Below are 13,268 nucleotides of genomic sequence, written 5' to 3'. Positions count from 1 at the left end.
ACCAGCAGTGGTTTCCAACAGGATACTCAACTTTGAAACAGGGCCGAATAAAAGAAATAAAATACCGAAACTAAAAATACGGTTGATATAGAAACTATTAACATTGTTTTTTGCAGATATACTTTATCTTCTTTTCTGGTGCATCCAGCGAGTTGTGAAGCCATCTCCACTTTACCAGGCGAAGCCATTAGAAAAAATGCAGCTGATACGTTCTGAGCTGCCATAAACCATACAATGTTTGCGTTCATACCACGCGCTATTGACGCTTGAGTTGCAGCAAGCATGGCATTCGCACCACTGTTCGACCCTGTTAAAAAACCACCCAATCCAGATACAAAAGGTGCCACGAGTAAATATGACGGGCCAATTCCGGATAGGATTTGAGCTAGAAATGTCGCCATACCGGATACAGCCATAAGCACGCCGAGCATGATAAAAAGAGCGGTTACCGGCGCAACTTGCAACCATGCATGCCATGCAGCCCGAGCGGGTTTTCGCACAGGTCTCCCTATTGAAAACCAAAGTGAGGCCACGAATAGCCAAAGGGCTGGCGAAGCCAAGTAGCGCCAATTCTCATTAGCCCCTACGACTGAAAGTATAATTTCTACAACTAGGACACCGCCAAGTAAAATACCGTAGCTTTCGAGGCCTCGGCGTCCGGCACGTCCCAATGGGGGACTAGTTGACTTACGAACTCTGATCAAACGGGATAAAATGATTGTCAGAGAACCTAAAGCGCCTGCAGCAGAGGTTCCAAAAACAAGATTGAAACCCGCTATTGCCATCGTCAGCATTAAACCGGAGACAATAGCCTGGCTTATTGCGTGCTTTCGGCCTTGAGAAGGAGTAGAGAGCAGGACAGCGGCAATTCCGGTTAATACGAAGGGAATAAAACTTATAACTGCCGAATGTGTGCCTAAACCGTAGAACGACACGTTGGACATTTTAGCTGCTATAAGGGAACCAGGTCCCATTGATCCCCAAGGAACAGCACAAAGCCCCAAAAGACCAATTACTCCAACTTGTTTTGGCGGTAGTTTGAGATGAGCTAAAAGCGGAATTCCCACGGTCACACCTATGCCAAAACCAGTCAAAGATTCTGCAAACGGTGTGATACCATGTACTATCATGAGAACGGCTCCGGCACCTTGTCCGGATTTACTTTCGATCCAGTGAGCGAGGTCTGCCTGCGCACCAGCATGTTTCATGATACTTGATAAAAAAAGCCCCCCCCCAAGGATCAGAAGTACTTCGGAAAGAAGTGGAAACCATTGTGCTATGGAGGAGATCACGACGTTGGGGGCTACCGTGAAACTAAAAAACATTGCGGCGCATGCAGCTCCCACGCCAATGCTTGCAGCATATAGAGAACGCAGACCTATCAGTAGTGCAAGGACTGTCGAGACTATAGGTAATGCACTCCAAAAAATTTGCATGACGGACCCTCTAATTTGCTTATAAGCAAACTTAATTGCGAATAAGCAAAAGTCAACAAGGATCGTGACACTTTGACGCTTGATACTCGAAACCCTGATAAATATTTCGGTGCGGCTGTTCGTTTGAGACGCACCCAATTGGGGATCACGCTTGAACAGTTAGCCGACACGTGCGGCGTGTCGGCAGCAGCGTTGTCCCGGTTTGAGAGAGGGCTATTGAGTCCAAGTCTGCGTAATGCTCTTCACATTGCCCGGGGTCTCGATTGCGATTTATCCGAGCTTGTAGAGCGCGCTACAGTTAAGATTATTCGGTCGGGAGAGAATCTTAGATTTTTTGACGAAGAGACAGGTATTGAGCGTCTCGCTCTCGCTCGTCCCTCATCCAGTATTGAGGTTCTACGGTACAAAGTACCAGCCAAAACGAGGTCGAAACTGTTCGCTGCTCATCAGAGAGGGACAAGAGAGATTTTCTATATGCTTACCGGGTCTCTCGAAATTCATACTGAGCTAGACGACATTAGCCTAAACGAGGGAGACTCTGCGATCATACAAGTTGATCAAGAGCACTGGTTCGAAAACAAAAAAAATACTGTTGCTAATTTCATAATTGCTATTTCTGCTGGGTAGGTGATGTCACGTTAAGTGGTATGAGATTAATGAAGGACTTGGAAGAGAGATTCAGGCACTGAGAACGGTTACATTGTTCCATTGGGTGAGAGTCCGGGCACGATGGATGTGATGAGAAAGAACGGTGGTGAGGATGCAGGTGGGACAGTAATGTCACACTAACTTTCTCACGCTAGGCTCAGGACGCATAGCCAAAACATGATGATTGCGGCTAGGCTGACGGCGGAATGAAACACGGCAGAGCACCTGTCGTAGCGCGTGGCAACGCGGCGCCAATCTTGCAGCCCACCCCTGAACCAGTCAGCATCATAGCCGCGATCGGCCAGCAGCCATTTTGCGGTAAGCAGATTATCCAGAAGAGAGGCCGCGCCCGTGTAGTCGCTGATCTGGCCTGCCGTCATGAAGAAGCTGATTGGACGATCGATCCTGTCCATCACCGCCTGCACTTTGTGTCCATGCCCCCTTTGGTTTGACCGATCAGACGGCCAGCCCCCCTTTTTTTACCCGCAGGCTGGATGCCGTGCGGGGCCCCTGTTGCAAAGTTGAATATCCTGTTGAAAACCACTGCCGGTAGTTAGAGTAGGGTTTGGCAGATGAGTGATTTCAAGGGCGTCATTTTCTTGGTGAAGTGATCCTATGGGCGGCGCGTTGGTATTGCCGCTATGAGATCAGCTACCGCGACTTCGAAACCATGCTGGCCGAGCGGAGCGTGAGTGTTGATCATCGAAATAGAACTTCTTTCGATGATCAGCGATCTGCGTGGGGGTGCCCTCCGGCGGATTTAAATAACGCGGTCGAACTGCGATCAGTTCATGCCGTGACGTGCGATTGCCTGCTCTAATATTGTCCGATCCTCCTCACTGACCCCCTGCAAGGGAAGCGGTAGGTTGTCGCTGCCGGTAAGGCCAAGAATGGACGCTGCTGCAGCGATTGGCCGTATGCTGCCGCCATATTTGTGAGAAACCTTCCAGAAAGGCGCGAACTGCTCCGAGAGGCGCGCAATCTGGTCTTCGTCGCCGGTAACGGATGCCTGCATCAGGGATTTCGCTCTGTGTGGGAAAAGTCCACCCCATTCAGAGTACCAGATTTTCGCACCAGCCTTGACGCCTTCGGACAAGGTGTTGTCGCCGCTCGCACCGATGACAGTAGTCGAAGGAAGCCTCTTTGCCAGTCGTTGTATGCGTTGCACGGCTTCATTCCCGGACGGCCATCCGCTCGGTACCTTGATGGAGCTGATATGCGGCAAAGCGCAGATTTTAGCGTAGAGCGCGTCAGAAAATACGAAACGGCTGAGGATCGGCGAATCATAAATAATAACCGGAACAGAAACGTTCTGGCTGACCGATTTAAACATAGAAAAGACCTCCTCTTCCCCAAGTCCATGATAGGACACAATCGGCAGGAGCAAAGCCCCGATACCGACGCTCTGCAGCTGGTCAGCGAGTGACAGCACTTCTCGCGTGCGGAAGGACCCTATACTGGCAATGACGGGTGTTCCGGTAGCGCAGCTTACGGCGGCATGGGCGGTCTCTACACGCTCATCATGGGTAAGATAGGGATAATTTCCCGTCGATCCTTCAACGCCAATGGAATTAACCCCAGCTTTGACAAGGCGCTTTATCAGGCGCTCAAAGCCAGCTTGATCGACCCCTTTTTCGTTCATGGGCGTTATTGGAAATGCGCTTACGCCGGAAAATTTCATGATGCTCGTTCCCTCAGTTATCTTTGTCCCGAGGAGTGCACCACACCGACCGGATTATAAAAAGGTCCGGTTTTGATAATATGGATAGGCCAGTTTTGGTCGTTTTATCGGATGCTTGATCCGCTGAAGCGGTATCGTGTTGTCCCCCCGAGCTTCGTATCCAAACTGTTTCCGGGAGATATCGAGGTCTCGTTTAAGCGAGGTGCGGCTCAGAAATTTCGTCTTTCATCAGTACAGTGAATGTTGATTATACAGCGAGACACGGCATAAAATGATGTCCAGCGTGCATGTCTTATGGGCACTGCAGCAAGAATTTTGGCCCCGCTCAGCAGTCGAGGCTAAAATCACGTAATTACCAGTTCCAGACTGCCTGCTCCTGTTCGCGGATATGCTGTTCCAGTTCACGTGGCAGGATATTGCGGAAGCGCGACTTAGGATCAAGTGTGATATCGGCCATGGTCTCGATATCCTGATCGTCCTTGTATTGCGGCATGTCAAAGCTGAGCGTGCTGTGATCGAAAAGATCATTCTCGCTTCGCCAGTAGCGTGGTCCTTCCATAATCAGGTCGTTGAAATTCGTCTGATAAGGGCCTGGGTTAATGGTAGCGATGGTAACATCGCGCTCGGCGAACTCCTGATGCAGTGATTGGGCAAGAGTTTCAAGCGCGTGTTTCGAGCCACAATAGGCCCCTGCAAAGGGAAGTGTCACAATACCGCCGATGGACGACATGAAAATGATACGCGTTGGTCCGTTATTCTTACGGGCATGAAGATATTCGCGCGTTAGAGCGGCCGTTGCAAAGAAATTGGTTTCATACTGCTCACGCAGGACATCGTCGGGCATGTCGGCTAATGAGCCGCCCTGACCGACACCAGCATTGTTGACGAGAATGTCGAATTCCTCGCGGAGAATACGCGCACGATCACGAGCAGAGGTAATGTCTATCCTCGAAACTTCGAGCGTCAACCCCAATGCCTGGGCCTCCTGCCGCAAGGTGCCCACCTGTGAAGTTATTTCGACCCCGGCATGTACGGCGTGGCCGCGACGAGCGAGAGAAAAGGCAAGCATCCGGCCGAATCCTGTTCCGGCGCCTGTAATGAGAATGCTGGTCATGGCAATATCTCCGTGGAAGTAAGAGCCTGTGCAGCAGCCAGTGCTGCCTTGTGATCGCTGTCTGGCTTGTCGCTCGACAGCCCGATGAACAGCGTTTTGCCAGTCGGACTGGGAAAGATCAGTCCACCTGCAAGAAAGCAGTAGCGTGTATCTTTAATGGCTTCTGTGATCTGCGAAATGGTAAGAAGAGTCTGCGTGTCGAGCTGAAACGCATGCGCGGTGACAGCCTTCGCACGACTGAACCCCTCACTGCAGGGCAGGATTTCGGTGCTCCGGAAAAAAAGGATTTCCTGGCCCTGCTCGTTGAGGACGCAACAACAATATCGCTCCGAATGCGCCTCAATGGCGGTCATCGCGCTGTCAATGCGATGGTAGAGTGTATGCATGGTGAAGCTGTTTCCTTCAAAGGCAGTCTGTGAGAGCGCAGATCGCGCCCTTCACGGCTGCCAGCTTGAGAGAGTCCAACTTCACCGATAAGGTCTAGAGAATATATCCCTTTATGTCCGGAAATCCGGCTGAAAACGCCAGATACCGCTCAGCGAAAAAGGTATTACTAGATGGATCTGCTCGACCGGATTTTCTTGTCTCTCAAAACACAAGGGAAAGTCTGGGGTCGTGTCACTCTGGGAGGGCGCTATGGTCTCGCTTTCCCGAAGCAACATGCTGTTTTCATTGCTGTGATGGCGGGGAATTGCCTCATCAATCAGGACGAAGGGCCGCTCATTGCTCTGAACGAAGGCGATTTTCTCTTTTTTCCGGCAGCGTCCCGCTTCCATTTACGCAGCAATGCTGAGGTCGCGTTCACAACGCCTCTAACGGCACTCCAGCTTGCCACATGGCAAGAGACGAGTATTTTAGAATATCAGGAGAATACAGTAGCGGGCGTTTCTCTCGTAGTCGGGTGTTTTACGCTCATATCGGCAGAAGCCCCTCTACTCTTCCAAGAATTGCCGTCAGTCCTGCATATGTCTGCAAATGAGGCTGATATCTTATCACGGCAGGTTCGGGAGATGATGCGTGACGAGATTGCGAGCAGAGAACCCGGTGCATCGCCGACAATCGACCGGTTAGCAGAGATACTGATGATACGGACTATCAGGCGAGCAGTCAGAGACAATGCTTGGATAGGTGGTTCTGGGTGGCTCAGGGCGCTTAGTGACGCCAGAATTCATAGATCGCTGCAGCTGATGCACGATGATCTCTCGCTGATCTGGACTGTCTCCAGGCTTGCTCAGGCAGTTGGCATGTCGCGCTCGGCTTTTGCTGATCGTTTTCGACGGCTGGTCGGGGTGACGCCTATGGCGCATCTGACAAGATGGCGTATGGCCTTTGCTGCCGATCTTCTTAGATCGGATCGAAAAATGAAAATTGAATCGATTGCCTCAAAAGTTGGCTATCTGTCAGAGCGCGCATTTCGCGAGGCTTTCTTGAAAACTTATAGCTGCAGCCCTAACAAATACCGCAAAACGTGATGATGCGGTAGAATAATTTCGAACTATTCATCTAACATAAAGTTAGGATATTCGCTTTTAAACGAAACTTGGAAAGCTTGAAAATTTTTCATACGCGAAGTCCCGATAAACAGGAGACCAGTCGTCTTGTCGTCACGTACCGAATTAACACTTGAGCTAATTGGCGACGCGACGAGGCCGATTTTTATCGATGTAGCTGAGTCTCTTATACGCGAGATCCAACGTGGGCGTTTGAGACCCGGGCAAATTTTGCCAGGAACACGCACGCTTTCGCGGACCCTTGGTCTACATCGTAATACAATTGATGCCGCTTATCATGAATTAGTCATGCAAGGCTGGTTGGTTTCCCGAGCATCTTGCGGGACGTTTGTGTCTGAAGACCTTCCTAGCGCGGTGCAGGATAAAACTGGACCACCTTCCCCTCAAAAGCCCAATCTACGGAGAGCAAATCCCGCTAATTCTCTATTGACTATCACTGATGGGACACCAGACCCGCGTCTCATGCCTCGGGTCGAGCTGGCACGTGCATTTCGTACGGTTTTAACCTCAACACAATTTCTTCAGCGTAGTGGTTACGCTGACCCTCGTGGCGCATACACATTGCGAGAGGCCCTTGCCGAAGACTTTCTCAATGCTAGAGGCCTCTCGGTCACGGCCGACAATATTCTTATTACACACGGCAGTCAGATGGGTTTGTTTTTTAGTAGCGTCAGCTCTCTTGTTACCTGGCGATGGAATTGCAGTCGAAGATCCGGGCTATCCGTTCGCTTGGGCCAGTTTCCGTTCTGGAGGAGCGCGTGTCATTGGCGTCCCGGTGGATAACGAGGGCCTGGACGTTGAATATCTCGCACAGACGTTAAAGCAGGATCCCAGCATCAAGGCTGTATACGTCACACCTCATCATCAATACCCTACAACCGTCACTCTCGGGGCCGGGCGACGCTTGAGACTTCTTGAACTAGCAAGACAGCACAATTTACTCATTATTGAAGACGACTACGACCATGATTATCGCTTTGACAGTACACCAGTTCTGCCTCTTGCGGCCCGAGCTGGTGCCTCTCAACGGCTAATCCATATTGGATCACTCTCTAAGTTGACGATACCGACGCTACGATTAGGTTATGTCGTTGCCCGGGCAGATATGCTGAAACGTATGACAGATTTACGCGAAACAATTGATCGTCAAGGAGATGTGCCTCTAGAACAAGCCATGGCGCTCATGATCCGCAACGGTGTTCTTGGGCGGCATGCTCGCAAAGCCAGGCGTGTATACGCTGAAAGGCGCGATCTTCTGTTAAATGAACTTCGCGATAGGCTGAGCGGTGCAATAACATTCTCTGTCCCTGCTGGAGGGCTGGCGGTCTGGCTAAAAATAGATCCCCACATAGACGCAAACGCTTGGATAAACGCGGTTAAAAAAAAAAGGCTTGCATATCGAAAGCGGGAATCGTTTCACCACCAAATCAGAAAACGATTATCGTTACTTGAGATTTGGTTATGCGCATCTTAGCACGGACGAAATCATGAAAGTCGTCGATATACTTGTACAGTCCAAACCGGCAGCAAACTAGATTATTCAACAGCACCGCCTTCGAGGCTCTGTAAAGCAACTGGAGATAAGCGCTCTTCGTCGGTGGACGGACAAAGGGAGTGTCTGCGGCCATTTTTTCTCATAAAGGGTTGAATAATCGAGTAAAAAACAGCCAATTACCACTACGAAAAAGTAAGAAAATCATAAAGAAGTTCGAATTATGGGTGGATGTCAGAGGTTCGTTTTCATCTTATAGGCTGTTCGTAATCTCTTCTATTTACACGAGACATTCATCGCCTGCAGGATTTCGTTTAGAAGAAAACCATAATCATTTTTTCAAACGGAATTTTCTAAAATGCACTTACTAATACTACTCTAAGTTAATTTAGTATTGTAGAAATAAATTCTTTATACTAAATTAGTATAATGTTAGAATAGGATAACACACAAAGGTGAAGAAAATTAGTAATGCTGTATCTACCTCCACTTAATTCGTTACGTTCTTTTTGGTTAGTTACACAATCAGGCGGTATTCGTGCGGCGGCGGAAAAAAATAATATTGGTCATTCTTCTTTAACTCAGCAAATTCAAAAGTTGGAGGGAGCATTAGGTGTCCGTCTCTTTGATCGTAGTGAACGTTCTCTAAAACTTACTAAAGAGGCTGAGAATTTCGCTAAAGAAATAGACAATGCGTTTCAAATAATAGCGAACGCGACTAATTTGTTAATTAGAAATAAAAAAAATATTTTGCATATAGGTTGTTCTTCAAGTATAGCTATAAAATTATTAATACCACTTGTAGAAAAGTTTAATGAAGAACATAATTTATTTAAGGTAAAATTAATAACTCCATGCACAATAGAGAGTATACACGAAAACAACTTAGACGGTATTTTTTCTGTTGAAAAAGATGAAGAAGATAAATTTCATAAAAATAAATTTTTGAGTGAAGAATTATGTTTGATTTCGAGCCCTAATTCACGTCATTTAATAGATGACCAACAAGTGAAATTAATTGGCATTCATGCTCCAGGTTGGTACGAAGATTGGAATAATTTTTTTATTCGAAATAAAAAAATACTACCGACTGAAAAAATAGTCTGGGTTTCATCACCTTTAGTAGCAATTCAGGCTGCTGCGGATGGCGTTGGTATAAGTCTTATGACACCATCTCTTATCCGGGATGATTTACAATCAAGACGCGTAAAAAAAATGACACATCCCCAACATATTCAACTCACGCGTGACATCAATTTCTACACCCCCAAGGAAAATCCAAGATCGCAATCAATGGAGATATGGCTTGATTGGCTCAGTCAGAAAGCATCACTCTATTTAACTTCCGGTGATTGGTTATAAAAAACGACCATGTGGTCACAACAACCCTCTCGATCCTAATCGAGCAATAGTGTTTTTGTAGAACATCATAAAATTAGCAAAAGGACACATGATATGAATACGGCCTTTATAGGGTTAGACTATATCATTGACATAGCTGACGTATCAGGAAAAATTCCTAGTGCAGCTAATGAAGTTATACGTCGGCAGGTGATAGAAAAGGCAAATCATGCGTTAAAAATCGCCCATGATAAAAACTGGCTAAAAATTCTCGTGAAAGTTGGATTCTCTCCCAGCTATGTTGAACAACCCAAAAACTCTCAATTATTCGGTTTAGCTCATAAATATAACGCAATTAACCTCCGTGAGAGAGGTACGGACTTTCATCCAAATCTTGAAGTAAATCTTTCTGATATCATTATAGAAAAACCAAGAGTCAGCGGATTTTATTGTACAAAACTGGAAGCAATCTTAAGAGCTAATAAAATCGATCGTTTAATTATAGCTGGAGTGAGCAGTACTTGGGCAGTACAATCGACCGTTCGTGACGCACATGATCGTGATTACGAGGTTTTCGTTTGCGAACCAGCCTGCGCGGCGTCGACTGAAGACGAGCACTATGTCGACATGAAAATTTTACAGGAAATATCTAAAATAATTAACTTAGATGATATGGCTGGAATGTAATTAATATGAATTTATTAATAGTAAAAAACCAAAAATATTTTGAATGGGCAATCTTATCGACTGTATCCATACTTTCGACCTTCATACTTAATGTAATTCATGTCCCAGCATCTTTTTTGCTGGGACCAATGATCGGATCAATTATTTTCTCATTAAAAAAAACAAAAACAACAATAAAAATAAATAACTATTTATTTTCCTTGTCTCAAGGCTTTTTAGGATTACTGATAGCGAAAAGCTTGAAGTCATCTGTGCTTCCTGAAATATATTCCCATTATATACCATTTTTCTTAGGTGTATTAGTAATAATATTTACAAGTACATTTATAGGTTTCTTATTGACAAAGATGAAGTTACTCCCTGGGACAACAGCCATCTGGGGATCCTCCCCAGGAGCTGCTTATGCAATGACTATCTTAGGAGAGGCATACGGAGCTGATGTTCGTTTAGTAGCTGTCATGCAATACTTACGAGTTATATGCGCTACTATAATTGCATCTGTAATAGAGTTTTTTATTAACCGAAAAACTTCATACCAAAATAAAATTGTGTACCATAATACGTTTTATCATTTAGATTATCTAGTTTTATTTGAAAATATTTTGTTGACATTTTTCTTAGTCATGGTGGCAAAATCACTAAAATCGTCTTCTGGGTCTTTACTTTTTCCTATAATAATAGGAGCTATACTACAAAACTTTAATATTGTTAATATAGAACTCCCTTATTGGTTACTATTTACATGCTATGTAATAATAGGATGGAGTATAGGATTAAAGTTTGACCGTGATATCATTGTAAAATCTTTAAATTTTTTGCCAAAAATATTGATTTCAACGCTTACTCTTATCGGTGTGTGTGGATTATTTTCAGTTATTCTGGTAAAATTTTATAAAATAGATATTCTTACTGCTTATTTAGCTATGAGTCCTGGTGGATCAGATTCGATTGCTATCATTGCAGAATCAGCCCCGGTAGACATGCCATTTGTCATGGCAATGCAAATATTAAGATTTATAATAGTTATTATTACCGCACCAATAATTTCTAAATATCTTAGTAAAAAAATGAGCCTATAACGCTCGTATATCAATTTATTGGTGGTGTCACGTTAAGTTTGGCCTGCTAGATGACGCCGATGAGTAAAATACCAGTGAGTGGTGATGGCACATTAACTTGCTCGTGCTAGAGAGTGCGGATGCACGCATCCCCCGTAGATGAGGCTTTTTCATACCGATAAAGCCTCATCATAAAACATTAGCTTATGCGCTTAAAAGATCACTCACTAGTGAAGGGTTCTTCTCCAGCATAGCCAAGAGCACTTGAGCCGGTCCCGTTGGCTGGCGACGACCATGTTCCCAATTCAACAGCGTGCCTTTCGCTACGCCGATACTTTTCGCAAATTGTGCTTGTGACAAGCCGGTTTGACCCCGAATAGCCGCCACATTAACTGTGGGAACCTGAATATGATGAGCGTGAGCTTTGACATCCTGGTCATCAGCATATGCAAGGGCTTCGTTCAGCCCTTGTAGGATACTGTTATAGGCGCTCATGATTTTTCTCCATATCTGGCCACCAAGGTTTTACTGACTTGGATAGGGTGTGTTTGCTCGATCTTCGTAAAATTGTCTTTCTCGTTTTTAGCAAAAACGGTCAGCAGAAAGATGGGCATATGCGTTCCACCGAAAACGTAGAGTGTTCTATCGCCCCCACTCTTACCGCTACCATCTCGTGAAAAGCGTATTTTGCGGAGACCACCTCCTAAAAATATTCCAGCAGCAGGCTCTCTCGCCAGCATGTTAATGAGACCTGTCCGTTCTACATCTGACATTATGGCTCTCGCCCGTTTAATGAATTCAGGCAACTCAACAACGGTTTGCAATTTTGTCATACAAGATAATTGTAGGCCAATGACTTATACGTCAATGACATATTGTATCTATTTGAATACTAGCGTCGTGGAGGAAGTCTGCTTCCAAGGCTCTCAGCCCGAAATCGGACCTTCCGTTCGCCCCCCACGACCGACAAATCATAGTAATTTTGTGTTTATGCCAATATTGGGGCCTGCCTCAGCGAGGCGCTTATCAAGAGTGCATAGTGTAGCTCCATGATCGGCACATACAGCAAGATGCAAAGCATCACCTGCACGCAGCCCCAACGTATATTGATCAGAAAAGCGCGCAGCAGCCCTAAACTGCTGTGTTGTCACGGGTAGAATCTGAAAGCTTTCAGCGGACAAGCGAGTAAAAAGGGCCAACGCATTTGCCCGATCGGCGACGGTAATCTGACCAGTCCGCAATTTGATTGAAAGCGCTGAAGAGAATTCAGTCGCGACCCAGTCGCTTACATACAACACGTCAGGATTTTGACTAGCCAGCCAAGATTGCATCCGATCTGTCTCAGCCTCGTTGGTCAGGGCTGCAACTAGAACGGATGTATCGATATAGATGCTCAATATCGTGCCTCGTCTCGCATATCCCGCACCATCTCTCGTGCGGACACTGTCTGGGGTGCCATGCTTGCTGTGAGAGTGCGTAAAGCGTTCAAATCAACGGGTTTACGCTTAAGTGTAACTTTGTCGATCTGTGCAACAACTTTTCCCCGACGCATAATACGTACAGGTTCTCCCTGCATGGCCTGATCTACCAGACGACTGAGGTGGGCTTTTGCATCCACCAAATTCACAGTCTGCACAATGCTTCTCCTGACCATAAAACTAGTCACTTTATAACATATGGATTCATTGAAAGGTATAAAAATCAGTCTGCGGCATTAAATTACATGTCCGCTATTTGCCATATCATTGGAAACAGCCGACCTTCCGCACTCCCCCGTAGCCAGCCCTTGGCTGGGCTGCTCGGCCGAGCCAAGGGCTATGTAAGTAATTGTGGTCAGGCCTGCTAAGCACGAGCTCACCAAACCCGCCCCTGCCCTTCCACCTCACGAAGCGTTGCAATGGCCGTACAGTCATACTCTTCAGCAATGACATCAATTTCGGCAAAGAGATCCGCTATCTCAGCAGTGAGATCGTGCTCTGTGCGCGTGTACTCAGCAGGAATAGCTAATCTATACTCGCCCTTCTCGTTCTTCTGCACATCATAATCTTCCGCTAGCATGTCTTCGATCTCAGCTCGAACCGAGGAAAGGCTCGGTCCGGAGGCCGACTTACTCTGAATGTTCAGAATAAGGGTCGCAATGAAAGGCTTTGCGTCCATAGATGCGTCTTGAACAACCTCTTTTACTGGCCGTATGCGAACACCGCCATTCGGATAAGCCCTCAGATATTGATAGAGGGTTTCTCGGCTTATTCCGTACTCACGGGCGGCCCTGTTGCAAAGTTGAGCATCCTGTTGGAAAC

General features: G+C 46.4%; 15 protein-coding genes and 3 pseudogenes. 8 read left to right on the top strand and 10 right to left on the bottom strand.

Annotated elements, in window-relative coordinates:
* Positions 1–26 precede the first annotated feature (26 nt).
* On the bottom strand, positions 27–1,574 hold the full coding sequence (locus D5366_RS11545; RefSeq protein WP_240775421.1) for an L-lactate permease: 1,548 nt from the start codon (positions 1,572–1,574) through the stop codon (positions 27–29).
* Between D5366_RS11545 and D5366_RS11540 the strand changes: the two genes are divergently transcribed.
* Complete coding sequence (locus tag D5366_RS11540) at positions 1,509–2,063, top strand: helix-turn-helix domain-containing protein (protein ID WP_141494005.1); 555 nt, start codon at positions 1,509–1,511, stop codon at positions 2,061–2,063. The two genes, D5366_RS11545 and D5366_RS11540, sit on opposite strands and share 66 nt — an antisense overlap.
* A gap of 167 nt (positions 2,064–2,230) precedes the next feature.
* Here D5366_RS11540 and D5366_RS11535 read toward each other — a convergent pair.
* Positions 2,231–2,609: pseudogene (locus D5366_RS11535) on the bottom strand (transposase); the annotation flags it as partial.
* Positions 2,610–2,691: 82 nt separating this feature from the next.
* Between D5366_RS11535 and D5366_RS11530 the strand changes: the two are divergent.
* Positions 2,692–2,787, top strand: a pseudogene (locus D5366_RS11530) (IS6 family transposase); the annotation flags it as partial.
* Between the two features lie 81 nt (positions 2,788–2,868).
* Here D5366_RS11530 and D5366_RS11525 read toward each other — a convergent pair.
* The 3 genes from D5366_RS11525 to D5366_RS11515 form a co-directional block, all read right to left on the bottom strand.
* On the bottom strand, positions 2,869–3,765 hold the full coding sequence (locus tag D5366_RS11525; RefSeq protein WP_141494004.1) for a dihydrodipicolinate synthase family protein: 897 nt from the start codon (positions 3,763–3,765) through the stop codon (positions 2,869–2,871).
* A gap of 352 nt (positions 3,766–4,117) precedes the next feature.
* The gene (locus D5366_RS11520; protein WP_141494003.1) at positions 4,118–4,879 is read right to left on the bottom strand and encodes an SDR family oxidoreductase; all 762 of its coding nucleotides are present in this window, start codon (positions 4,877–4,879) and stop codon (positions 4,118–4,120) included.
* Positions 4,876–5,265: a heme-binding protein gene (locus D5366_RS11515; RefSeq protein ID WP_141494002.1), complete on the bottom strand. Its 390-nt coding sequence runs from the start codon at positions 5,263–5,265 to the stop codon at positions 4,876–4,878. Before D5366_RS11515 ends, D5366_RS11520 begins: the two co-directional genes overlap by 4 nt.
* 171 nt (positions 5,266–5,436) lie before the next feature.
* Between D5366_RS11515 and D5366_RS11510 the strand changes: the two genes are divergently transcribed.
* The 6 genes and pseudogenes from D5366_RS11510 to D5366_RS11490 all read left to right on the top strand — a co-directional run bounded on the left by D5366_RS11510 (position 5,437) and on the right by D5366_RS11490 (position 10,989).
* A complete protein-coding gene (locus D5366_RS11510; protein WP_141494001.1) occupies positions 5,437–6,351 on the top strand; it encodes an AraC family transcriptional regulator in 915 nt (304 codons plus the stop codon).
* 126 nt (positions 6,352–6,477) lie between these two features.
* Positions 6,478–6,663: pseudogene (locus D5366_RS12185) on the top strand (GntR family transcriptional regulator); the annotation flags it as partial.
* Positions 6,664–6,982: 319 nt separating this feature from the next.
* Entirely contained in the window at positions 6,983–7,864 is an 882-nt protein-coding gene (locus D5366_RS12080) for an aminotransferase-like domain-containing protein (RefSeq protein WP_240775427.1), read from the top strand.
* 489 nt (positions 7,865–8,353) lie between these two features.
* Positions 8,354–9,244, top strand: coding sequence for a LysR family transcriptional regulator (locus tag D5366_RS11500; protein ID WP_141494000.1), 891 nt, complete (start codon positions 8,354–8,356; stop codon positions 9,242–9,244).
* Between the two features lie 93 nt (positions 9,245–9,337).
* Complete coding sequence (locus D5366_RS11495) at positions 9,338–9,910, top strand: cysteine hydrolase (protein WP_141493999.1); 573 nt, start codon at positions 9,338–9,340, stop codon at positions 9,908–9,910.
* A gap of 5 nt (positions 9,911–9,915) precedes the next feature.
* A complete protein-coding gene (locus tag D5366_RS11490) occupies positions 9,916–10,989 on the top strand; it encodes an AbrB family transcriptional regulator (RefSeq protein ID WP_141493998.1) in 1,074 nt (357 codons plus the stop codon).
* Positions 10,990–11,172: 183 nt separating this feature from the next.
* Here D5366_RS11490 and D5366_RS11485 read toward each other — a convergent pair whose 3' ends face one another.
* From D5366_RS11485 to D5366_RS11465, 5 genes are all read right to left on the bottom strand, one after another.
* Positions 11,173–11,463 (bottom strand): helix-turn-helix domain-containing protein, encoded by a 291-nt coding sequence (locus D5366_RS11485; RefSeq protein WP_141493997.1) that lies wholly within the window; start codon positions 11,461–11,463, stop codon positions 11,173–11,175.
* On the bottom strand, positions 11,460–11,801 hold the full coding sequence (locus D5366_RS11480; RefSeq protein ID WP_141493996.1) for a type II toxin-antitoxin system RelE/ParE family toxin: 342 nt from the start codon (positions 11,799–11,801) through the stop codon (positions 11,460–11,462). Before D5366_RS11480 ends, D5366_RS11485 begins: the two co-directional genes overlap by 4 nt.
* Before the next feature lie 138 nt (positions 11,802–11,939).
* Positions 11,940–12,365, bottom strand: a complete 426-nt coding sequence (locus D5366_RS11475) for a type II toxin-antitoxin system VapC family toxin (RefSeq protein ID WP_141493995.1) — start codon at positions 12,363–12,365, stop codon at positions 11,940–11,942.
* Positions 12,362–12,604 (bottom strand): type II toxin-antitoxin system Phd/YefM family antitoxin, encoded by a 243-nt coding sequence (locus tag D5366_RS11470; protein ID WP_068173675.1) that lies wholly within the window; start codon positions 12,602–12,604, stop codon positions 12,362–12,364. The genes D5366_RS11475 and D5366_RS11470 overlap by 4 nt, the downstream gene beginning before the upstream one ends.
* A 218-nt stretch (positions 12,605–12,822) precedes the next feature.
* The gene (locus D5366_RS11465; RefSeq protein WP_141493994.1) at positions 12,823–13,125 is read right to left on the bottom strand and encodes a hypothetical protein; all 303 of its coding nucleotides are present in this window, start codon (positions 13,123–13,125) and stop codon (positions 12,823–12,825) included.
* Positions 13,126–13,268: the final 143 nt, after the last annotated feature.

Source organism: Neokomagataea tanensis, from assembly GCF_006542335.1.
GTDB classification, from domain to species: Bacteria; Pseudomonadota; Alphaproteobacteria; order Acetobacterales; family Acetobacteraceae; genus Gluconobacter; species Gluconobacter tanensis.
Note: the sequence above shows the minus strand (reverse complement) of the source record. Positions and strands in the feature narration are given on the sequence as shown.